This window comes from Streptococcus suis (assembly GCA_002831545.1).
In the GTDB taxonomy this organism is placed as follows: Bacteria; Bacillota; Bacilli; order Lactobacillales; family Streptococcaceae; genus Streptococcus; species Streptococcus suis_P.
The window spans coordinates 1747062-1770841 of sequence record CP025095.1; the positions used below are offsets into that span (position 1 = coordinate 1747062).

General features: G+C 42.5%; 15 protein-coding genes. 1 reads left to right on the forward strand and 14 read right to left on the reverse strand.

The window, feature by feature from the left end; all coding sequences use genetic code 11:
• Positions 1 to 98: 98 nt before the first annotated feature.
• Complete coding sequence (locus CWM22_08490) at positions 99 to 1487, reverse strand: amino acid permease (GenBank protein AUC91926.1); 1389 nt, start codon at positions 1485 to 1487, stop codon at positions 99 to 101.
• 159 nt (positions 1488 to 1646) lie between these two features.
• A complete protein-coding gene (locus CWM22_08495) occupies positions 1647 to 3308 on the reverse strand; it encodes a hypothetical protein (protein ID AUC91927.1) in 1662 nt (553 codons plus the stop codon).
• A gap of 155 nt (positions 3309 to 3463) precedes the next feature.
• Here CWM22_08495 and xth point away from each other — a divergent pair, with 155 nt between their 5' ends.
• Complete coding sequence (gene xth / locus CWM22_08500; GenBank protein AUC91928.1) at positions 3464 to 4291, forward strand: exodeoxyribonuclease III; 828 nt, start codon at positions 3464 to 3466, stop codon at positions 4289 to 4291.
• A gap of 93 nt (positions 4292 to 4384) precedes the next feature.
• Here xth and CWM22_08505 read toward each other — a convergent pair whose 3' ends face one another.
• The 12 genes from CWM22_08505 to CWM22_08560 all read right to left on the reverse strand — a co-directional run bounded on the left by CWM22_08505 (position 4385) and on the right by CWM22_08560 (position 23734).
• On the reverse strand, positions 4385 to 5233 hold the full coding sequence (locus CWM22_08505; protein AUC91929.1) for a class C sortase: 849 nt from the start codon (positions 5231 to 5233) through the stop codon (positions 4385 to 4387).
• 43 nt (positions 5234 to 5276) lie between these two features.
• Positions 5277 to 5528, reverse strand: a complete 252-nt coding sequence (locus CWM22_08510; GenBank protein AUC91930.1) for a hypothetical protein — start codon at positions 5526 to 5528, stop codon at positions 5277 to 5279.
• A complete protein-coding gene (locus CWM22_08515; protein AUC91931.1) occupies positions 5525 to 5779 on the reverse strand; it encodes a hypothetical protein in 255 nt (84 codons plus the stop codon). Before CWM22_08515 ends, CWM22_08510 begins: the two co-directional genes overlap by 4 nt.
• Positions 5776 to 6054: a hypothetical protein gene (locus CWM22_08520; protein AUC91932.1), complete on the reverse strand. Its 279-nt coding sequence runs from the start codon at positions 6052 to 6054 to the stop codon at positions 5776 to 5778. Before CWM22_08520 ends, CWM22_08515 begins: the two co-directional genes overlap by 4 nt.
• Positions 6051 to 6968 (reverse strand): hypothetical protein, encoded by a 918-nt coding sequence (locus tag CWM22_08525; protein ID AUC91933.1) that lies wholly within the window; start codon positions 6966 to 6968, stop codon positions 6051 to 6053. The genes CWM22_08520 and CWM22_08525 overlap by 4 nt, the downstream gene beginning before the upstream one ends.
• A gap of 183 nt (positions 6969 to 7151) precedes the next feature.
• The gene (locus CWM22_08530; GenBank protein ID AUC91934.1) at positions 7152 to 8015 is read right to left on the reverse strand and encodes a hypothetical protein; all 864 of its coding nucleotides are present in this window, start codon (positions 8013 to 8015) and stop codon (positions 7152 to 7154) included.
• Between the two features lie 24 nt (positions 8016 to 8039).
• Entirely contained in the window at positions 8040 to 10058 is a 2019-nt protein-coding gene (locus CWM22_08535; GenBank protein AUC91935.1) for a hypothetical protein, read from the reverse strand.
• Between the two features lie 177 nt (positions 10059 to 10235).
• A complete protein-coding gene (locus CWM22_08540) occupies positions 10236 to 21263 on the reverse strand; it encodes a hypothetical protein (protein ID AUC91936.1) in 11028 nt (3675 codons plus the stop codon).
• Between the two features lie 268 nt (positions 21264 to 21531).
• Positions 21532 to 21651 (reverse strand): hypothetical protein, encoded by a 120-nt coding sequence (locus CWM22_08545; GenBank protein AUC91937.1) that lies wholly within the window; start codon positions 21649 to 21651, stop codon positions 21532 to 21534.
• A 54-nt stretch (positions 21652 to 21705) separates the two neighbouring features.
• Positions 21706 to 22059: an arsenate reductase family protein gene (locus tag CWM22_08550; GenBank protein AUC91938.1), complete on the reverse strand. Its 354-nt coding sequence runs from the start codon at positions 22057 to 22059 to the stop codon at positions 21706 to 21708.
• Positions 22056 to 22550, reverse strand: a complete 495-nt coding sequence (locus CWM22_08555) for a cysteine methyltransferase (GenBank protein AUC91939.1) — start codon at positions 22548 to 22550, stop codon at positions 22056 to 22058. The genes CWM22_08550 and CWM22_08555 overlap by 4 nt, the downstream gene beginning before the upstream one ends.
• 2 nt (positions 22551 to 22552) lie before the next feature.
• Positions 22553 to 23734, reverse strand: coding sequence for a phosphoglycerate dehydrogenase (locus CWM22_08560; protein ID AUC91940.1), 1182 nt, complete (start codon positions 23732 to 23734; stop codon positions 22553 to 22555).
• Positions 23735 to 23780 lie beyond the last annotated feature (46 nt).

Genomic DNA, 23780 nt, shown 5'->3' on the forward strand with positions numbered 1-23780 from the left:
TCTCTTTTGTTACATATATTATACTACTTTATTTAAAAATGCACCACAAATATATAAAATTGTAGAAAAAATCCCTTCAAATTACGAAGGGAGGCAACCTATTTCACTTCCGAATGACGATAGCCATAGAATAGATAAATCAAACTTCCTACGATGAGTGCCACTCCAAAGGCTAGCCAAGTATCAAAGCTGTATTGAAACATAAAGGACAGACAGATAATGATGGAAAGGATTGGCAAAACCGGTACAAATGGCGTTTTAAATTGTCCTGCTTTTGGCAAGCCCTCAACCTGACGCAGACGAATAATACCCAACGCCAGCATAATCAAATAAGCTAAGGTACAGATATTGAGGAAGGAAGCAATACTTGCTAGTGGGAAAATACCTGCACAAATGGCTGCAAAAATCCCCACAAGAATGGTCGCATTTTTAGGAACCTTGCTTGTTTGTGTCAATCGGCTCAATGATTTCGGTAGCAAACCATCACGACTGATGGAATAGACCATTCTCGACAAGGCGTAGGTCATGGAAATACATACTGTAATCAATGTTAGGATTGCAACAATAGAAATATAACTCGCTGCCCAATCCAATCCAACTTCTCGAAGTGCAAAGGCAACCGCATCTGCCACATTCAACTTAGTATAGTGAACCATACCAGTCAATACTAATGTCACTACAATATAAAGAATTGTTACAATGGATAGAGACAACACGATTCCCTTTGGTACATTCTTCTCAGGTTTTTTCACCTCATCAATCGCTAATGAAATAGACTCAAATCCCAGGAAGGCAAAGAACATAAGGGACGCTCCTGCCATAATTCCCGCCTGTCCACCATAAATGGCACCAAAACCAAAAGGAGAGAAGTTCGACCAGTTTTCTGGTTTGATAAAGAATAACCCTACTAAAATAAATAAAGCCAACGCTGAAAATTTCAAAACTACCAAGGCTGAATTGAAACGAAGAGCTGCCTTAGAATTAAGCAAGACCACTCCTACCACAAAAATCAAGACGAGAACTGGTAAGAGGTCTACATAGGTACCTGCAGCGGGGTTAAAAGTTCCATTCAGAGCTGTCGGCATAGCGATACCAAAATTAGCCAGCAGTCCTTTCAAATAAGCTCCCCAACCAGATGCAACACTCGATACAGCAGTCAAGAATTCCATGATTGTCAGCCAGCCAGCAATCCAGGCAGGAAATTCACCAAAAACCGAGTAGAGATAACCATAGGCACCACCGTTAGTCGGTATACGCGAGGCAAATTCTGCGTAAAACAAGGCTGTTAGTCCGACTGAAATTGCTGCAATAACAATTGAGATGATCAGAGCTGGCCCTGCATACTGGGCTGCTGCCAAACCAGTTACCGTAAAGATACCTGTTCCAACCATCGAACCGATACCTAAAAATATCAGATCAACAAGCCCCAAATGCCGCCGCATCTGACTGCTGCGAGCCACTGCTTGTTTTTTTCTAAATAAACTCACAAAATACTCCTTCAGAATAAGAATATGGATACTCGACAGAATAATCTACGGATTCCTGTCAAAGAACCATAACACCCCATTATACCATAAGTTGAAATATTTCGCATGGGTGATGACAAGCAAAAGAGCAAGGCTTTTCTACCTCACTCTTTCTTCTTATTATTCTGGATTAACCTTAAAGTTTTTAAGATAATTTTTCTTATCTAACTGACCGCTAAAGTGATCTCCTACTTTGATAAACGGTAATCGATCTGTACTATCTTCCGTTGCTTTGACTTTGTAAATCTTGCCCTCAGACTCAATATAGTAGATTGTCGCGCCGCCAATTATTTGACTCGCTAAAGCTTCTACTTTTCCACTGATAACCTCAGTCTGTTCACCAACTTCTCCATTTTCAGTCACCGTCAATCCTGAAAGGCTAGAAGCATCCGTTCCTGTGACTTGAGAAATTAAGAGCGCAATATCGTTGTTAACAGTAACCTGTTGATAATCTTCGGCATCAACAAGAGCGTATGATTTAACCAAGCCGGCATCATCTTTCAAGGATACTAAATAGTAGGCTGTATCAGCCAACTTAACTAGGCTTGGAGCAGTGGCTTTATAGCCTTTTTCCTGTACTTCACCTTCTGCGGACTCTTGCGCTGCTGTTTCAGTCGCCGAAGCCAATTTGTAGTTGGTAATTTCACGAGTTCGCATATTGACAAGAATGAATCCAAGGTTGGATGAATCAGCAGTTGCTGAGGTGATACCTGTGTAGAGATAAATATCTGAGCTGATAGAAATATAATTATAGCTGTCTGTTGTATTTTTCACACCAGTTTGACTGAAAATAGTATTCCAGAAACCATTTTGATAAGTATAGTGGTCATCTACACGGCTGATAACATTGTTTGCCGAATAAACACGGTCTACCCACTCTGGAATATCTTCCAGACTATACTTCTTACTTTCGCCTGTTACTGCATCCAATACAATAGCACCAATCGGATCATTTGATGAAAGTCCAAATTTTGGCTCGTAAATCGTTGCAATATAATATGGATTTCCTTGGTCATCCACTTCGAAGGATGGTTTCCCAAAAATAGTTGTCGGGTATTGCAGGCGAAGATGACGTAGGGTATCATTCAGCAAAAATTCGGAATCTGAATAGTGCATGGCTTTGCTCAGCTTGGCAAGTTCTGCCTTCCCTGTGGTCTGATTAACCTTCACGTAGTAACCAATCCCATCTTGATGGTTGCTCAGCCATTTCCAAAAATTCTTATATTCCAAAGGCGATACGCGAAACGGCTGCTGACCGATAGTAATCTGGCGATAATCATCCGAAATGCCAAACTGAGAGACCTTGTCAATGGTACCTAGATAAGTATCACCGATTTTTTCGGCTGAGGCACGATCTAGGAGGGCCAATTTGGATATGTCTGTTTCAGGAAAATCTGCTTTAAAATCCGCATCCTTGACGCTTATGACAGCAGCGTAATCCTTAGCACGAAATACACGTGAGTTGATAAGCCCCAGCCCCAACAAACCCAGGACAACCAATATCCAAATTCGTCCCAACCATTTTAAGTAAGCTGGCAGTTGCGAGGTTTTAATCTGATAGGTATCTACTTGTCTCTGGCGACCGGAAATCTTAGTCACCTTTTGAAAAGCACCTTTGGAGCTGAACATGGAAAGTATGAGCCAGACCAATCCGACAGATTGAAGGAAAAATATCCAGAAGTCCACACTCAAAATATTTAAAGCAGGCAACTGGTACCAGTAGTAGATTAGCATTTCCAAAACTAGGGCTAACCAGGCAAAAACAAATAATTTTCTTTTCATAATAACCTCCTTGACACAGATTTATTAGTTCTATTGTATCACAATTTTAATGTTATAATACAAGAATTATAAAATTTTTTTCAAGTTCCCTTGTTCGCCTACAAGTTTGATTTTTGGTATAATGTAAAACAGTAACAGACTAGAAAAGGAAAATTATGAAACTCATTTCTTGGAACATTGATTCTCTTAACGCTGCATTAACTGCAGAGTCTCCTCGCGCCCTATTATCACGCGCAGTCATCGATACACTTGTGACAGAAGACGCTGATATTATCGCCATTCAGGAAACAAAATTGTCAGATAAGGGACCGACTAAAAAGCATCTAGAAATTTTGGAAAGCTACTTCCCTGGATATGCCAATACCTGGCGTTCCTCTGTAGAACCAGCTCGCAAAGGCTATGCTGGTACACTCTTCCTCTACAAAAACCATCTAACTCCAACCATTACCTTCCCTGAGATTGGTGCTCCAACAACCATGGATTCTGAAGGGCGCATCATCACGCTAGAATTTGATGACTTCTATGTCACACAAGTTTATACGCCAAATGCTGGTGATGGCTTGAAACGGCTTGCTGACCGTCAAATCTGGGATGTACAGTATGCCAAATACCTATCACAGCTTGACAGCCAAAAACCAGTCCTAGCCACAGGTGACTACAACGTTGCCCACAAGGAGATCGACCTGGCTAACCCATCCAGCAACCGCCAGTCACCAGGATTTACAGACGAAGAACGTCAAGGTTTTACAAATCTACTTGCTAAAGGTTTCACTGATACATTCCGCCACTTGCATGGGGATGTCCTCAACGCCTATACTTGGTGGGCTCAACGCAGCCGTACTAGCAAAATCAACAACACAGGCTGGAGGATTGATTACTGGCTTGTCAGCGACCGCATCGCCGACAAAGTAAGTAAGTCAGATATGATTGACTCAGGTGCTCGTCAAGACCATACACCGATTGTTATGGAAATTGAGCTATAAATAATAATACAGTTCACCCAAAAAAGACTTAGAACAGCCATCAGAAACGGTGGTTCTCTAAGTCTTTTTTCTTTTATTCCTGTTACACTCTACCTATCGTACTTTAGTAACTCGACATACTCTCACAAGCTTGCCCAACTTGTAGGCAAGATAGACAAACAAGAACCAGCCAAAAAGGGTCAGATAGGCGATGAAACTTACACCTTTCTTGCGATAAGATTCCAGCACTGCTTGACTAGACTGTGTTTTTTCTTCTGAAGCTGCTACCTGCTCGCTACTATCATGATGACGATAGGCATTGACCAAAAGACGATAATCAAAGGGCGGAACCAGAGGATCGCAGGTCAAAAGGGTCAAGACATCCTGTTTTTCTATCGGAAGCAATTTTTGCCAATCGGTTGCCTTGATGATTTCTGTATTTTTGACCCGATAGGTGACTACTTTTTCACCAATTTCAACAAAAATCTCATCGCCCTCACGCATTTCATTCAATCGGAAAAAACGCAAATCACTATACCAACTTCTGTGGCCAGCCAGCACACTACGACGATCCCGACCTCCGAAAGGCAAGTCCGTTCCTGACACCACCGCTACACCCTGATCAAGATGGGAATCACTGGCTCCCACCCGAATAGGTTGGCGGATTTCAAGACTAGGAATACTTACATAGCCGATGATGGTATCTCCAAAATCAGATACGGACTGCTCATCTTTCCTAGTCTCAGCAAAGGGATCAACTGTTGCCAGTTGACCACTCCGCACTACTTCCTGATAGTGTTCGATGATCTCTTCCTCTTTCTGGGAAAATCCTGACTCCGACTTTTTATAACTCTGGTAAGCAAAAAATTCCCGCACCTCATGAACTGTCATATTGCTGAACAATAATAAGGGCAACAATAATCCCACTATCATCAATAGATAGCCAACAATTTTCAACCTCATGACCGTCTCACTCAGTTGCTCTTTGGATGCTCAACATTCAATTCTAGAAATCAGCTTTTGTCGCATCCAATCCTCCAGTCTTCAAACCATCCAAGTCTTCCTGGCTTAGTCCTGTCAGTTCCTTTATCAGCTCATCCGTGAAATTCTTCACCAACATCTGACGAGCAATCTTGAGCTGACCTTCTGCCCGTCCTTCTAACCGGCCTTCTTCCTGACCACGTCTTCTTCCTAGTATGAACGATGTTTCCAATTCACCAAAATGATTGGCGGCACTATAGGCTAGTTGATCAATCATTTATGTTCACCTTTCAAACCATCCAAATCTTCCTGGCTTAGTCCTGTCAGTTCCTTTATCAGCTCATCCGTGAAATGCTTCACCAACATTTGACGAGCAACCTTGAGCTGACCATCCAGCATACCTTCTGCTCGACCTTTTTGAAGTCCTTGAGCCATACCTTCTTCCTGACCACGTCTTCTTCCTAGTATGAAAGAAGTCTCCAATTCACCAAAATGATTGGCGGCACTATAGGCTAATTGATCAATCATTTATGTTCACCTTTCAAACCATCCAAGTCTTCCTGACTTAGTCCTGTCAGTTCCTTTATCATCTCATCCGTGAAATTCTTCACCAACATCTGCCGAGCAATCTTGAGCTGACCTTCTAATCGACCTTCTGCCCGGCCTTCTAACCGACCTTCTGCCCGGCCTTCTAACCGACCTTCTAACCGGCCTTCTTCCTGACCACGTCTTCTTCCTAGTATGAACGATGTTTCCAATTCACCAAAATGATTGGCGGCACTATAGGCTAATTGATCAATCATCTTCGCTCACCTTTCAAGCCATCCAAATCTTCCTGACTTAGTCCTGTCAGTCTCGCTATCATTTCATCAGCGAAACCTTCTACTAACATCTGCCGAGCAATCTTGAGCTGACCTTCTAATCTGCCTTCTGCCCGGCCTTCTAACCGACCTTCTTCCTGACCACGTCTTCTTCCTAGTATGAACGATGTTTCCAATTCACCAAAATGATTGGCGGCACTATAGGCTAATTGATCAATCATCTTCCTTTCCTCCTCTGTCCATGTATTTCTATCCAGCAGGTGTTCGGCCCTGCTGATAGCGTCTGTTTGTTGCTGGCTAAATTCACGATTGGCAAAAAATTCCATCCACAAGCGTTGGTTCTTAGCCAATTTTCCCTCACTCAGCTTGTTCAATTCAATAATAACCATTTCAAATGGTTTCTTCATCTCCCCTTGCTCTCCAAACGGAATTTCCAACACCTGTCCATTTTCCTCAGCTGTCAAGACAAAGGAATGGATGGGCTGCTTATCGTCGAAATACTGGGTGGCGACCAAGGCTATGGAATAAACTGGTGAAATCTTGTCGTACATGTCATGGGTTCGTTTGACCTTGTCCCGAACATTGGGCAAATCCTTGACCAAGTGCTGACAAGAGTAAGTCCAGAGACGTTTGATAAAGCTGTGTTGGTGAACCACCTGAATTTCAATGATAACCTGAGTGCCATCATCCAGTCTGGCTAGAATGTCCACGGTGGTGCTAAAATAACCCTCCCGTTCTTTCTTCAAATCAGCAATCGTTCCATTTAAAATCTGAACAGACTTGGGACGAAAGCCCAGAAAGGTCTCAATGAAATCAATGGTAATTTCGTGGTCATTAAATATCTTTTTTGCCACGATATCAATCATGGGATTGATGCTATGTCGAAATTTTGTCAATTGTGTTCCTCCGATAAATAGAATTGAGCATGACTCTCTATCTATTAATTCGAAGTTCCTAGTAATATTATAGCACTTGAGAGAATTTTTTTCCAGAGACACTCGGTGTTTTCAAGAAAAAATACACCTGCTGATACTTGATTCCAGCAGGTGTATTCTGTCAACAATATGACCAAAGGTAGACTAAGTCTTTTCCCCTTTCTTGTATGTGACCAAGCGGTAGCCTAGCAAGAAGAGAATAATGCCTAGCGATAAAACCGCTATGACCACCGCATTTCCGGTATATGGGATTTCAATACCGGGAGGTGTAACGGGTTTGTTCTTTATGCGGATGACATCCGAAACATGCGAATCCAGACTAATCTCAAAGGGAATGGTATCCTGACTGAGAAGATAGCCCTTGGGAGCCTTGATTTCCTGGAGATAGTAACTACCATAGGGAAGCGGTCCTACTTTGAGGTGACCTCCATTTTCCGAGGTCAGATGATAGGGTTTGCCGTCAATCATCACTTGCCTCAGTTGACCGTCCACCTCTTCCAAGACTTGGAAAGTCGCTCCTGCCAAGGGGGCAGTACTTGTAGAAACCTTGAGAAAATTCCTATAACCCACTTTTTCCCCCGGTAGTCCAACCTTAGCCTGTATGGTCTGTAGGCGTCCGTCTACCTGGAGGACAAAGGGAATGACCTCAATGGTAGTTGCTGACCCCTGCTGTCGAATGTAGTACCAGCCCTTTTTCAGACCAGAAAAACCTACAAATCCTTGAGGAGTCATGGGGTCAGAAAGCTGGGCTTGTCCATACAGCTGACTTAGCTCCGCTCGACTCAAGGCATAGAGTTTCTCTGCCAGTTGCTCGGGAGTCTCTCGATCCCCCTCCGGCAGATACCAGGCTTCAAGACTCAAATCTAGCTTGCCCGCATCCATATGCTCTGGCAAGGAAATGCCGACCTGAATAGAATAGGTATCCTCTGCTTGAACCAAAAGAGAGGGCAGAGACAACGAACAGACCAGTGCAATTATGCAACAGACTAGCTGTTTAATAATCCTCATCAGACCCTCCTTTTCTACTCTATCCTAGGCTTCTTCTGCCTGACGTTTTTTCATAGCGATGAATGCAAATACCATTGTACTCAAACCAACCACTGTGAAGACAAGGGTACCAATACCACCGGTTTGTGGAATGGTTACTTTCTTGTTACGAATTTGAGTATGCTGATCAATTGATAATTTAGCTCTATTATCATTCCAGCTACCTTGTTGAACTTGGAATTCAATACCTGTACTCAATAATGCATAACCTTCTGGCGCCTTGGTTTCTTCCAAGGTATAGGTACCTTGTTTTAAACCCTTGACTTCAAATTTACCATCCGTAGAGGAGATAAACGTAAAGGCTTGAGATTTATCATTAACCCATGTCCACTGCATATTCAAGGCTTCATAAGCTGCATCACGTGCTGATTTTTCAGTTTCAGCGTTTCCATTTTTCAAGGCTGCTCGATACGCTTCCTCTGATTGCTTATATCTGGTCAATTGTTCTTGTTGAGTTTGACTATCCTTCAGTGCAAGGTATTTGTTTTCTTGGTTTTTCACCACAAACTCTGCACCAAGGAGTTTCTCAATTCCCTGTACATCTGCTTCCTTATCATCTGTCTTGATGAAGCGTTTACCATAAGTGATAACTTTTGGCTGTTCTGGAACGATTGGTGGTGGGTTGTCCGAAGGGTTGTTGGTTACGGTGAGGATATGACCTTTATCAGCTCCAGGTTCAACAGTATAAGTTGGAATGTAACCGTTAATATCCTTTTCGACAACTATGTATTCTTTTGTTGATTTTAAATCAGCATGAGTAAACTCAATTTCTGTTTGACCTGGTTGAATTGTAATTTCTTCACCAATCTTTTTACCAGTTTCTTTTTCGTAAACAACAAAAGTCGCTGATTTATCTCGACTGCCATCTTTCCAAGTTTTATTGATTTTAATTTTCAGCTGACCACCATCTTCTTTTGGTGTAACCGGATCTGGCTCATCATTTTTATCTTCACGTGGGCGGTTACCATAGTGGAAGGTCACTTTGTTAGGGATTTCAGTATCAACCTTCGCTGAGTCGTTGAGAACACCCTTATAGGTCAACGTAATGTTAACATCCCGATCTTTAGCCGCTGTCTCAATAGCAGCTAGACCCGCCTCATTCACTTTCACCATGAAGCCACGCTTATCGTCAGTTACTGTATAATGAGTACCTTTCTCTAAACCCGCAACTTCTTTAGAAGCCACAGTTAATGAACCTTGGACAAAGTCCAAACCTTCAACCATCAAGTCTTCCCAGACAATTGTCTTGTAAGAAGAGCCTTTTGGAATTTTTGTAGTGATTTTATAGTCTATTTCTTCGCCAATTGCGACATTTTTAGTTTGAGTGCCACCTTCAGCAAACTCTTTCGTCACTGTCGGCTTATCCTCTGTGTTCTTTGGATAAACGTGGAGAGGGTTATTTGTGCTATCAAAATATCCTGTTCCATCTGGACGAGTAACTGGTAAAACGAGACGGAATGGAACGGCTTTAGCCTCTGTCAATTCACTACCTTTATCATTACCTTCTTGCTTGTTGTAGTAAGGTGATGCTACCTTATCTTCTACAAAGATATAAGTGCCATTCGGAAGTGTAAATTCTGCACCAGTATCACCTGCCTTAGTATTTACACCTGTAGTTCCGTACTCACCATCCATTAGTTGATAGTTTTCATCAATACCTTCACCAGTAATCCCTAGTTCAGTACCAGTTTTTGTTACATTACCTTGAGCTTGATCAACTTTCTTCCAAACCTTAAAGTTGACACCCTCAATTTCTTTCGCACTTGTACCGAAATAGTTTGTGAACGTACCTTGTTGAATTTGTGTTCCATCATACTTGTGAGTTTGTTGCTTAGCAGCATGGTCAAATGATTCTAAATCCTGTTTACTCATCAAGACCTTATGCACCACAACCTTAGTTTGATGCGTATCATCTGCATGTACTAAATGTCGAAGATTTCCCAATGGACCGAAAATCGTTAGAAGAACGGTCAAAAGGGAGAATACTTTTGTTAACTTTTTCACTATTTTCTCCTTTTCTTTTTTAATCTTTCAGTTTGCTTTTATTACTAGCACCAACTATCTGGGAGATAGTTGGTGGGTGGAAATCGAACGAACGCAGTTCTTGTCAAAATCTGCAGACTGTACTAAAGTACGTCAAAACCAGTTAACCAAGTAATAAAAGATAAAATGATATGTAGCCTATTTACGTATATGTTTCCAACGTTTTTCTTTTCCTAGCTCGACGGCAAGAGCCAGTAACATCATCACCCCCCCTAATGCAATATAAGGAATAATTCCTATACCACCCGTTTTCGGATATTCTCCTTTGCGGAGGTTTTTCACGATAATCAGGTGACTATCCGTATTGTCTAGACTGACGAGGTCGCCTCCATCTTGGATAGTGATGGCTCCATCTGCGCCTATATCAATATGGATTTCTTTTTCAATCTTTTGATAGCCGTCTGGTGCTACCGTCTCTTTCAAAATGTACGATTTCCCTACTGGCAAATTGTCAAAGAGAACTTCATCTCCTGTTGTCGTTGTTCTCTTAACAACTGCTGTCGCTTGTGCATTCCCACTTTCTTTCAATTCAAATGTCGCTTCTAGACGTTGAGCTGAATCACGATACGAGCGTTTTGCCAACTTGAACTGAGAGGTTGTTCGGGTATTTTTCATAGTAAAGACGACAAGACGATTCGTGTCTGCTCGAGACAATGATACCGTCTCGTCAGGATCATGAAGAAGGATGGAGCCATCATGGTTAATCTGGAAACGGTACTCCTTCTGATTGAGGAGATAGCCAGATGGAGCCTGTTCTTCCTTCAGAATATAGTATCCGTGTTCAAGATTAATCTGATAGATACCAGCACTTGTCACACCTTGAGCCAATGCCGTATCCCCTTTTGTCCAGTTAACATCTGTCTTGTAGATAGAGAAGCGAGCATTGTCTAGAAGAGTTGTCTCGTTTGCACTATCTATCTTTTTGACTTGGAAGTTAAAAGTACGAATGTTTTTAGCAACCATGACAAGCGTATCCCCCTGCCCTGTCTCAACGGATACAAAAGCCTGATCTGCATCAAGGAGCGTCAAGCGTCCGTCCTCCCCAATCTGGAGGCGCGTATCTCTGATTTTTGTGTAGCCTGATGGAGCTTGTATCTCTCTAAGGACGTATTCTCCAGGTGGGATATTTGGAAAATCAATCGTATTATCAAAATGAGAATAGCTGTTACCCTCAAGGGCTTTCATCTGACCATTGATGAGCACTTGCACCTTATTGCTACCATCTGCGTTTGGACCTTCAGATGGATAGAGAGCAAATCGAGCATCAGATACTCCGTTAGTTGGATTATCATAGTCGCGCTTCTTAATCTTCAAGCGATAGGTCTTCACCTTGTTTTTCACCGTGATTTGAATGACTTTGTCATCCGAAAGTGGCGCGACAGCAATAAGGTCGTTGCCATTCTCTACAGTTGTTGTGCCATCCGCAGCAATGATCAATTTGTACTTGGTTCCATTTGTCTGGAAGCCTGCTGGGGACTGGGTTTCTTGTAAATAGTAGGTACCCGGTGTCAAGGCTGGAGTTTCTATCTCTCCAGTAGCGCCTGTCACCAAGTCACTTCCAACCTGCGTGCGTCCATCCTCACCAAAGAGTTTGAAGGTTGCATTTTCAAGCTTGCGGTTCTCATCCCTGCTATCAACCTTGATAATCTTCAGTTTCGGTTTGAAGATGTTGGTGAGTTTGAGATTTATCCGTCCATCTTTTGTATTGATTTCCGCATTGGTCGGTGCGCCGTTTGCCAACCGAACTTGACCATCTGCTCCAACGATAATATCAAACGGTTGAAGCAATTCGTAACCAGCTGGTGCAACTAACTCACTAATCGTATACGTTCCCTGAGGAAGTTTAAAGACAGCGTTGCCAACGTCATTGGATTGGGTCCACCAGGTCAAGGATTTGTTTGCGGTATCAATCGTTGCACGATACTGTTGTCTATGCAAATCATTATCGCTAAATAGCGGAGCTGGTCCATTATTTTTTGCCTTGATTTGCAGCTGAACACCTGCCAAATTGATCGTCGGCGTTAGGTTGCTAACCTTTTCGATACTGAAATCTGTAAATGGTCTGTTCTTGACGACAAGTTCTATCTCGTTATTGGCATTCACAGCTTGACCTTCCAACAAGTCTTGTGGTCCTTCCACAATCGTAATTTGTCCATCTAGACTGATGGTCAATTTGATTTTCTGGATCGGATTGTAGCCTGTTGGGGCTGTGACCTCTTTGAGGACGTAAGTGCCCGGGCGCAAATTGCGGAAGGTGAGGCTATTTTCTGCCTGTGTAGTATTGCCTTGGCCCAGTGGCGGCCTCGTCTCGTTCTCATCGTAGAGTTCAAAACGGGCATCAAGTCCTGTATTTGGATTCGCAAGGTCTCGTTTCTTGATAAGCAAATTGTAGGTGAGTAATTCGTTTTTCACGAAGATTTTCAATACATTTTCAGTAGCGGTGTCAATCCTAACCTTATCATTTGTTCCAACGAGGGTGAAGCGGCTCACTGTCTTCATCTGCCTTCCGCTATGGGGTCGCTGTAGTGTCTGCAAGTCTAGTAAGACTGGACCAGCTAAAGCACGATAACCAGTTGGCGGTGCGACTTCGACAAGGGCATAGCGTCCCAGTACCTTGGCTTGTAAAGCCTGACTTACTTGACCGTTTGTCAATGTAAAGGTTTGGACGAGATTTTGATCTGTCAGAGCGCCTGTCACCGTTTGTGACGTTGCATCATCTGGAACTTTATAGAGCTTAAATGTCACTTCTTGTTGGATAGTACGGTTATTCATATCCTGCTTCTCGATTTGAATCTCAGGATGTTGAATATTCCCAATTGGGAATGTCTGCCCACCTTGAAGACTTACGGACTCCGCTTCTTGGGCTGAGATACGTAGCTCACGAACCCCATACCATTTGTTTACGACTTGCTCTTCATTTCTCACACGAATGTAGCGAGCCACTATGTCCGTGTTCAAATCGACCAATCCATGCTCTGTATAAGTAGACAGTGGGAAATAGGTGCGTCCATCTATTGAGTACTCAAGTGTGAAGCGGTTGAATCTATCTAGCGGATTGTGCAGAGTGCCTTGCAAGTAGTGAATGTGTCGAACACGTTTGACGCCTTGTAAGTCAACCCCTAGATAAGCTCCAGCAGGAATATTATCTCCTTGACCATTGAAATTCTGGTAGGTCACAGAAGTTGTATCACTTCCATCAATTGCGTCTCCATCTTGTCCTGACTGGATATTGGATAAGTCAGGGGACTTGAAGAGGGTTGCACCTGCGACACGTTCGATCTGAGCTGCGTTCGCTACTTTATAGAGAGAAACTCCTGAGCGACTCACGGATACCTTATAGGTAATCGGCTCGACCATATAGCCCGCTGGTGGTGCTGTCTCGACTAGGGTATAAGAACCGTAGGTCAGGTTAGTAAACACGAAGTCTTCTGTCGCAGCATGTGTCTGAACGGCTGATACTGCGGTTGCGTCATTGTCCTTGGTCAATGTAAAGGTCATCTGACCCGTGATAAGACTCGGCAAGTCTTCCAATCCCTTGATGCGTTTGGAAATGCGCAGGGTTTTCTTACTGTCGTTTTTCACCGTCAGTTGAAGCGTATTGCCACTTGATGCACCAACTTGTAGAAGCTCCGTATCTCCTGACAGGATTCGTAATTGACCTGCCTGCGTGATTTCAAGTCGAACTGGATCTACTTGAATATAACCTGACGGCGGTGTTACTTCTTTGAGGACATAAGTGCCAGGGAGCAACTGGCTAAAGGTATGTGAATGGTCACTTTCGTTGGTCTGACCTTCCGTAATCTTACTTATCCCATCTGCATTATACAGTCCAAATGTCGCTATCAATCCTTGTTGAGCATTCTGGGCATCCCGTTTCAAAATCTTGAGGTCATAGGTTTCTCTCTCATTTTTAACGGTGATTGGGATAATCTTATCCGCACCCTGATCTTGACTAGCTCCAACCTCAATCTTACCATCAGCATTAGTAATCTGAGCCGAACCATTGTCAGCAATGACAATTCGGTATTTCAGACTATTGGCCTGATAATCTGTCGGAGGCTGACTTTCTTGCAAATAGTAGGTACCTGGTTCCACGCCTGGAAGCGTGATTTCACCGTTGGTGTCTGTCGTCACTTCCTGACCTATCTGCGTATTTTCATCCGGTCCAAATAGCTTGAAGCGAGCACCTGCTAGCTTACGGTTGACATCACGGCTGTCGACTTTGGTAATCTTTATCTTAGGCTTAAAGACGTTGGTGAGTTTGATATTGATCCGTCCATCTTTTGTACCTTGACTGACCTGCTCAGTATTTGTTCCCTGAGCAAGCTGGACACTACCATCTTCTGCCACAGTGATATCGAAAGGCTGTAGCTGCTCGTAACCTGCTGGTGCAGAGAGTTCGCTGATGGTATAGGTTCCTTGTGGTAGCTGGAAGACAGCATTTCCTGCTGCGGAAGTATTCCATTCAAGGGCCTTTTCAGTGTCAATCACACGACCCTGATAGTTTGTTTCATGCCAGCTTCGATTACTAAATTGCGGCATCTGATTGCCATTCTTAGCCTGAATCCGCAACCGCACACCTGTCAAGGTTGTCTCGTTGCTACGTTTGTCCACCTTCTGAATACTGATTGGCGTATAGGTGCGGTTTTTGATAGTGAGGCTAATGGTAGTATCAACTGTGTTACCCACTTCTACCATTCTGGTTGGGGTATCCAGTACACTGACCTGACCATTGTTCGCAATGACAATCTTGAAGTCTCTTAATGGATTATAATTGATTGGCGTTTGCAACTCTTTGAGAATATAGGTACCCGGTCTTAGCTGACTAAAGGTATAGGAATGATCGCTTTCGTTGGTCTGACCTTCTGCAATCTTGTTTGTCCCATCTGCATTAAAGAGACCAAATGTCGCAGTCAAACCTTGTTGAGCATTCTGGGCATCCCGTTTCAAAATCTTAAGGTTATAGACTTTCTGTCTGTTTTTCACCTGCAATTTCAAAACATTGTCATTTGCTGTGCTGCTGGTATCGACAGTCACCTTATCTCTAGAGGATAGGACCGCAAACCGTGTCACATGTTTGTTTTTTGTATCTGAATGTGCCTGACGTGCCTCGGTTGCCTCAAGTAGGACTGGCTGGCTCAATCCAATATAGCCATCTGGGGCTTGGGTTTCGACCAAGGCATACTTGCCAAGTTCCTTGATGAGCAAGGTTTCATTACCAGTCTGTCCATTGGCTAGTTGGAAGGTTTGAATGAGATTGTTATCATTAATGGCAGTGGACAGGGTAGTTTCTGTAGTATCTTCCGGAACCTTATAGAGCTTGAAGGTCGCTGTTCCTTGGATAATGGCACCTGTCTCACTATCTCGTTTTTCCATTCGGATAAATGGATGTTGGATATTTCCGATTGGAAATGCCTGCCCACCTTGAAGACTTACGGACTCCGCTTCTTGTGCTGTGATACGTAGCTCACGAACCGCATACCATTTGTTGACGACTTGTTCTTCATTTCTCACACGGATGTAACGAGCAAGAAGGTCGGTAGACTGTTCAAAGCGTTCAGCCGTTGCTGATGAAGTGATTGGGTAGTAGGTCTCACCATCAATAGAATATTCTACTGTATAGCGATTCATCCTATCCGTTACATTACTCTGGTTTCCTTGTAAGTAGAAAACATTTCGAACTCGTTTGACGCTTTGGAGGTCAACGCCTAGATAGGCACCGACTGGGATGGTATTTCCCTGACCATTGAAATTATAATAGGTCACAGAAGTTGTTTCACTTCCATCAATGGCATTGCTCTCAGGACCACTCTGAATATTGCTCAAATCAGGAGATGTGATTAGGCTCGCCCTTTCAACTCGACTCGGTGTCACTTGGTCACTTGTTCGATAAAGGGATACTCCTGCTCGACTGACCGCAACTTTATAAACAATCGGTTCCACCATGTAGCCTGCTGGTGGCGCTGTCTCGACTAGGGTATAAGAACCGTAGGTCAGGTTATTAAAGACGAAGTCTTCTGTCGCAGCATGGGTCTGGACGGCTGGTACTGCGGCCGCATCATTATCCTTGGTCAATGTAAATGTCATCTGTCCTTGAATCAATGCTGGTATCGTTTCCAAGCCCTTGATACGTTTGGAAATACGCAAGGTTTTTAATCGGTCGTTTTTGACTTTGATTTGTACTGTATCTGGAGATGTTGCACTGGTGGCTATTCCGTCCGCAAACTCTTCACTCACTGTTACACGTCCATCTGAGTGGATTGTAAATGGTATTAAGTTTGTCAGTCGTGTATACCCTTGCGGTGCTCGGATTTCTTTAAGATAGTAGGTTCCTGCTTCAAATCCAGAATTAGCACCGCTTCCATTTGTGAATGTAAACATACCATTTTGCAGATTGGCAATTTGACCATTAAGCGTGTCTCCTGTAGCATTTGTCACCGTGAAACGTGGAGCGGTATCGTTGACGCCTTCCGTAATCGTTTGTCCTGTCTCCGCATCGATTTTTACAATCTTAACCTTAAATTTCGGTGGAGAGTTAACGATAGTCGAACTGCCACGAGTAAAGCGGGCTGTTCCATCTTCGTTTACAGTAAACTGAGCCACTGCTTGAGTTGGTTTTGCATAGCCATCTGGTGCACGAGTTTCCCACAGTTCATAGGTGGTATTTGGCAAGAGACCTTTCAGGACAAATTGTCCATTGGCTTTAGAGAAGAGGTTTGTTCGTACAACTGTAAAGCCAGTTGAGTGTATCTGACGCAATTCAAAGATTGCATTTTCCAATGGTTCTCCCTGAGCATTTTGCTTCGTAAACGTTAGTTCAAGCGGTTGATTATAGATATCCAGAGTCACCACACCATTGGTCAGTTGAGGAGTACTGGTCTGGCTGTTAGCCGTGTCTGCCTGTTTACGCAGTTTAAGCGTTCCATTTTCTTCATAAACCGTTAAGTTGATCTGCCCCATTCCACGATAGCCTGTGGGTGCTCTTACTTCCTCCAGCGTGTAGTTCCCTACTGTCAACTCATTAAAGAGGAACTCGTCTGATTCAAATGTATTTCCGAGCGTCTCATCATATGGCTGACCACCATCTGTTTTTCTCAGGCGGAAAACAGCACCTTTCAATGGAGTATTTGCCAGATCTTTTTTCTTGAGTTTGAGGCTGAGTTTCGCATCCTTCTTGTTTATAATTTCAAACGGTGCTTGGGCAGTATAGGATTGTCCATCAATCGTTATATTGTCTGAATTTCTAATAATCAATCTATGGACTGTCGTATCTAGCGTATAACCCGCTGGTGCTTCAACTTCCTTGAAAGTGTACTCTCCTCCTAAGATATTTGTAAATTCAAGAATACCTTGTTCATTTGAACGAATGGTTTGATAAGGGCGCTGTTTCGAGTCGTAGAGAGTAAAGACCGCGCCTTCTAACGGACGATTTTGCTGATCTACTTTCTTGACTTGGAAGGCATACCAGTCTGTCGGATAAGCTCCACCATTGGCAATCGTATCTCCTCCAACGAAAAAATTATCAGGTTTCAGACCACCACCAAGCACCACACTATTCCAGTTAACGCTTGTAGCATTCCTAAAACTTGTCTTACCAGAAGATTTTCGTTGCTTGAGACGAACAACGATTGTCTTATTTCTAAAACCGCTTCCCTCGTGATAAATTTCAAGAGTGTAGTTTGATTGGTAATTAAATTCGTTATTGTTCCAAGTCTCGCGTTTCAGTAGAACCGCAACCCCCATATCCGTACCTTTAACCTCGTAGTGATATGTTGTCTCCTCACCACTTCTTGAAGTTCCTTTAAATGTTAGTGGTACCATCTCTGATCTAGTATAGGAAGCTGCCGGATTTCCATCCGCAACAAAAATCTCTATATTTTTTGGAATACTTGTATGAGTATTTCCATCATACAAGGGCGAGTCCACATGAAGGCGATCCCAAATCTTACGGGCATTAGGACCGCTACCGCCAGTAATATCCTTTCTCCCTCCATTGTAGACTAGTTCCCAAGTAACAGAATCAGCTGTTTGATGAAAAACTTCTTTATGTACAGTACTAAACTGACGCAGACTTCCTTGAAGACCATGGCTACCGTTTTCAGTCGCATTAAGAGTTCCGTTAGCAGTCACCGTATGGCTACAATCAAAGTTTCCTCCCTTGTAGCTAGTCTTATATTTCAATTTTTTATTGACTATATTGGACTGGGTATCGATTGGATTTTCTAAATCAAACGAATACCACTCTGGTACAACTGGACGAACTCCAGTTAAATATGGTCCTCTGATATTTGTATCGTTATTGATTTGTACTAAATTTTGACTGCCGTCACTACCAATCTGAAACCATCCACTATACTCACTTACTGAATAGGCTGCCGATGTCAAAACAAACTTGATTTTTCTGTCTTCTACATGATAGGTACGAGCAAGGATTTCATTTGTACCGCTTTTATAAACCGGTGTCCATTCAACAGATGGATTGGCCAAATGGTCTAATTTTAACTCTTTTGGCAACTCAATCGTAAAGCTATCACCTTCTCTAGCAAAAGCTGGCAATTTGAAATAGAATTTTAGTGAACCATGAAATCCTCCCCATCTCTGCCCATTACGTTGCCAAGTTAACCAGTTGATATTGACTGGTTCAACACTAGTCACTCCATACGATTCACAAGAACCTGGTGGCGTAGGTGTTACAGGATTGCTAGTATCCTTTTTATTCGTAAAGACATACTGCAAATTTTTCCAATCCATCTGTGCAGTAGAAAGCGCATAGCCACCTGGAACATCTTCGGTCACTTCATAGTATATTCGTGTTTTTGTGGCAGTACTGCCTGTTCCAGAAAACTTTTCGACATTTGGAACGGTTACCTGTGTCTGATTCGCTTGCAAGGTTACTTTATGGTTTCTATAACTTCCACCATTGACAGAAAAAGTGACAGCGGTCTTCTCCGTACCAGTTGCCCATTTTTTCTGTATTGTAATATCACCTTTTAGAGCTTCTAGTGATGCACCCGTAATCGTATGATTTGCTTTTTCATTTGTCACATTGGTAATTGTCTCGACTACTGCAATACCTCCTGCTGGAACATCATTTACGGTAATTTGACTTTGCGTTTTATCAACTGTTTGCGTACTCTTTCGCCTATAATTCCCTCCCTCAGTAGGTTCATAGACATAGACAATCTTTGAATGAACTGTTTGTGTATTCTTATCTTCAGCAACGTCAAATGTATACGTTTGTACACTATCTGTCGTATTGAGACGAGAGGTATACCACTCAATCACCTTATTATTAGACTCGCGATAGCGACCATTCACTCGAATAGTATCTGATAATTTTGGTGTATCATAAGGTGAGGTGGTTTGATCACTTGGCAAGGTCAAACTACCTGCACTTTTAATGTTTCGCTCCTCCTCCCTAGTTAATACAATCGTTTGTCCATTTTGTGTCAAACGGGAACGTTCCGGCGCTTGCACCTTAACATCCGAATAATAATCCAGTGTGTAGTTCTCACTTGGAAGAAGAATCGGTGTTTCAATGGTGTACACATATGTGCCATCTTGAATCGGCAACTGATTTGTAACAGAATCAAATCTACCAGAATCACTATACCGACTCGTCTCAGGATTTCCAATCGTTTGTCCTTGGTTGTGGATAATAGATGTAATCTTAGGTGCTCCAAGTCCTGAGTCAACTGGTACCATAAAAGTATTTGCAATTTGTTTGATATATCTATCATTTGCTCCAGTAACAGTTGTAATATATTCCCAAATAATCTTCTTTTCACCAGTAGAGGTAACCTGAATTTCTTTCTTGCGTAAATCTCCTCCCTGTCTAAAATGACGTGTTACCCCCGGAATCTCAATCCGAATCGGGTCAAAAATATCCTTGGTGATTTCCTCTTCTTTCGTAACAGTAGTGGTTGTTCCATTCGGATTATTGATAATGGTCGTTGTTCTATCCGTATTCGTTTCTGTAATAGCCCTCCTAGTCCGAGCAGAGCGCAACATACTACCAATCCGTCCTTCCAACCCATTCTTTTTAGCATTGGTGACATGGATTATTTTTTCGGCTCCACTTTCTTGCAACTGAATGACTGTCAGCTGTTTCTCTACTTCGTAACCTTGAGCTGTTGACAATTGACTGATTTGGTACTCACCCAAAGGTAAGTCTTTCCAGTCTAAAATCCCCTGCTCATCAGTGCGACCGTTATAACTTATTTCTGGATTTTCTACCGATGTAATGATAAACTCCGCACCTGCGATGGGCTTGCTAGGTTGCAAGACACCTTCTTCATGTTCTCGTAATACCAAGCGTAGATTAGCTGTTTGAATGGCTAAAGCTTGTTCTTCTTGTATCACCTCTTCGCCTTCAGGTACTGGATTAGGCTGCGTGTTGTCAGAAGTAGATTCAGAAGTTTCTGGAATTGGCTGCTCGGTATCGGAGGCTACGGAATCAGTCACCATCTCTATACTATTCCTTTTGACCAATTCTTCAAATGTTTTCCAGTCTTCTGTTAAGATGGTCTTATAATCTGATGACAGAACGGCCATAAATTGACCAGTTTGTAGCGGCTTCTTTATCTTCAAGCGTAGCAGAATTTCCTCGTATCTCCGCTCAGGCTTCTCTTCATCTACCTTCCACTCTATATGGCGTTCAGGCTCTGGCTTGATTTTGATGGAGTAATAGCCTAGACCATATACAGGCAAGGAAGATTCTAGAGAATCCTGTGTTGCAACAGTTGGGGCAACTTCCTGCTCAGGAAATTCCTTGGGCACATCTTCTTCACGATAGTCTTCATCCTTGACAAAACCTGGTGGAAGTTTTTCCTTTGGAACCCCTTGCTCATCCAGCTGACTTTCCAGTTCCAGCTCATTCTGGACTACCAAGCTAAGCCCCTTGCTGATGTCTACTCCCTCTTCAATCTGGACAATCACATCTAGCCTATCGAGCTGCTTTTGACTGGTATCTAGCTTAATGGCCAGCTTTTGACCATCTTCCTTCAGATGTTCTATATACTTAGTCCGAATGGTTAGTGGCGTTGTAGCACTAACTGTTTCCGAAAAAATTGTTATCGGTAACCGAATAATATCCAGACATAGAACAAGTAATAAGAAAGAACTAAAAAAGTATCTTACCTTTTTCATAACTTTTCTCCATTTCATATACTTATATTCATCATTATTCTTTATCACGTTGTCATTACGTTGTCATTTCACCTAATTTGGCGTTTCAGTTGATTATACTAAATTTTTCAAAAAAATAAAAGTAGTTTACAGCAAAAAAACAAACAAATTCCACCGATATATATATATATATATGCAAATGCGATTTTTTCAGCAGTTTTTAGGGAATTATGAAAAAATTTTTGAAATTTTCTTGGTTTCAATCATACAAATATATATAGTTTTCATATATGTTTATTATGTTTATTTATACTCGTTTCATGATTGGTAATACTCTTCGAAAATCAAACTCAAACGTTGTTGACTTGATTTGATGAACTTCAGTTCTATCTTCATCTTCGTCGCCTAGTTTGATTTTGATTTTCATTGAGTATAACTATTGCCTTTATAGACTTTTATAGTCAATAAAAAAATCCCGACCTTATAAGCCGAGATTTTCATATTTTGTGCGATAGCCAATCTGTAAGATTTTCCCATCTTGAATCAAGAGAGGACGTTTGATCAACATGCCATCATTAGCTAATAAGTCTAATGCTTGATCCACCGTCAAACTATCAAATTTATCCTTCAGACCAAGTTGACGGTAACTGTTTCCTGAAGTATTGAAATATTTTTTCAAGTCTAAACCTGTTGCCTCCATCCAGGATTTGAGCTGGTCAGCACTAGGAGGAGTTGACTTGATATCAATAGCTTCAAATTCCAAGCCCAAACTCTTCAGCTCTGCTTTTGCTGCTCGACAGGTCGAACACTTGGGATATTCATAAAATAAAATCATATCTTCACCTCAAAGTATGGATTTTCGTGTTGCAAGAGCCAGATTTTTTTATCCAGTCCTCCAGCATAGCCTGTCAACTGCCCTTTTTGATTGAGAACACGATGACAGGGAACGATGACAGAATAGGGATTTCGCCCAACTGCTCCTCCTACTGCCTGACCAGAACAAAGGCCCAGTTGCTGGGCAAGTTGCCCATAGCTAGTCGTCTGACCATGAGGGATTTCTTTCAATAAAGCCCAGACTTTTTCCTGAAATTCAGTCCCAATAGCATCAAGTTGAAGGGCAGTAAAATCCACCTCCTCACCTGAAAAATAAGCATCCAGCAAGAGACTGGTCTGGTCTAAAATAGGGTGCGAGCCTAGAACTGGTTCTTCAGTTAGTCCTCGTTCAAAATACTTTTGGTCCTCAAACCAAGCTCCTCGCAAGCCTTTATCACTTGTAACCAAGGACATAGGCCCAAGTGGACTTTGATAGATTTGTTTATACAGCATGATTAGTTTTTATTCTGAATGACACGCACTTTGACAATTGCATCAGTCGCTTCAAAGTTAGCAACTAACTGATCAATCTTTTCCTTATCTGCTTCATCCAAGTCTAACAAGGTATAAGCATAGTCACCTTTTGACTTGTTGATAATGTTGTCAATGTTGATGCCCAATTCAGACACGGCTGTGGTGATTTTTGCCACCATGTTTGGAATATTTTTGTTGATGAGAGTAATCCGATACGGTGCATCTAGGAATTGTTTGACATTTGGGAAGTTAACTGAGTTGATAATTTCACCCGTCTCCATAAAACGACGAATGGTCTGACCAGCCGCAATGGCACAGTTAAGCTCCGCTTCTTCTGTTGACCCACCAACGTGCGGGAAGACGATAATGTTGTCTTTGTTGAGCACTTCTTCTGTTCCAAAGTCAGTGATGTAGTTCTTGATAACTCCTGCTTCGATAGCTTCAAACAGGTCAGCGTTATTGACCAACTCACCACGGGCGAAGTTAATCAAAGTCGTTCCTTTCTTCATTTGGCCAAAACTGTCTGCATTGAACAAATCACGGGTCTTGTCTGTCAAAGGAACATGGACTGTGATATAGTCAGCGTTGTTAAAGATTTCTTTCAAATCATCCACACGTTTGACATGGCTGGAAATGCTCCATGCTGTTTCAATCGACACATATGGATCGTAACCAAGCACATTCATCCCCAGACGACGAGCATCGTTGGCAATACGCGCACCGATAGCACCCAACCCGATAACGCCCAAAGTTTTGCCTGAAATCTCTGTCCCAGCAAACTGCTTCTTACCTGCTTCAACCTGCTTAGGTACATCATCTCCTGACAATGTATTTGCCCATGCCGTCGCTCCGATATAGTCACGGGCAGACAAGAGAATAGAAGCAAGCACAGCTTCTTTTACGGCGTTGGCATTGGCACCTGGGGTATTAAAAACCACAATCCCTTTCTCAGTCGCTTCATCAATAGGAATATTGTTTGTCCCTGCACCCGCACGTGCAATGGCTTTCAGATTTTCGGGAAAATCAAAGCCATGCAAGTTTTCAGAACGGATGATAAAGGCATCTGGATTGGCCGCATGGTCCCCATCAATCTGGAATTTATTGCCCAATTCCTTCAAACCAACCTGGTTAATATTGTTAAAAGTACGTACGCTAAATACCATTATTCTTACCCAAAAAGGCGGAAGAGCCTCCGCCTAACTTTCTTTC

Excerpts from the sequence above, each read along its gene's own strand:
- CWM22_08495 (AUC91927.1), bottom strand. The coding sequence starts at position 3,308 with ATGAAAAGAAAATTATTTGTTTTTGCCTGGTTAGCCCTAGTTTTGGAA.
- xth (AUC91928.1), top strand. The coding sequence starts at position 3,464 with ATGAAACTCATTTCTTGGAACATTGATTCTCTTAACGCTGCATTAACT.
- CWM22_08505 (AUC91929.1), bottom strand. The coding sequence starts at position 5,233 with ATGAGGTTGAAAATTGTTGGCTATCTATTGATGATAGTGGGATTATTG.
- CWM22_08510 (AUC91930.1), bottom strand. The coding sequence starts at position 5,528 with ATGATTGATCAACTAGCCTATAGTGCCGCCAATCATTTTGGTGAATTG.
- CWM22_08515 (AUC91931.1), bottom strand. The coding sequence starts at position 5,779 with ATGATTGATCAATTAGCCTATAGTGCCGCCAATCATTTTGGTGAATTG.
- CWM22_08520 (AUC91932.1), bottom strand. The coding sequence starts at position 6,054 with ATGATTGATCAATTAGCCTATAGTGCCGCCAATCATTTTGGTGAATTG.
- CWM22_08530 (AUC91934.1), bottom strand. The coding sequence starts at position 8,015 with ATGAGGATTATTAAACAGCTAGTCTGTTGCATAATTGCACTGGTCTGT.
- CWM22_08540 (AUC91936.1), bottom strand. The coding sequence starts at position 21,263 with ATGAAATGGAGAAAAGTTATGAAAAAGGTAAGATACTTTTTTAGTTCT.
- CWM22_08545 (AUC91937.1), bottom strand. The coding sequence starts at position 21,651 with ATGAAAATCAAAATCAAACTAGGCGACGAAGATGAAGATAGAACTGAA.
- CWM22_08550 (AUC91938.1), bottom strand. The coding sequence starts at position 22,059 with ATGATTTTATTTTATGAATATCCCAAGTGTTCGACCTGTCGAGCAGCA.
- CWM22_08555 (AUC91939.1), bottom strand. The coding sequence starts at position 22,550 with ATGCTGTATAAACAAATCTATCAAAGTCCACTTGGGCCTATGTCCTTG.
- CWM22_08560 (AUC91940.1), bottom strand. The coding sequence starts at position 23,734 with ATGGTATTTAGCGTACGTACTTTTAACAATATTAACCAGGTTGGTTTG.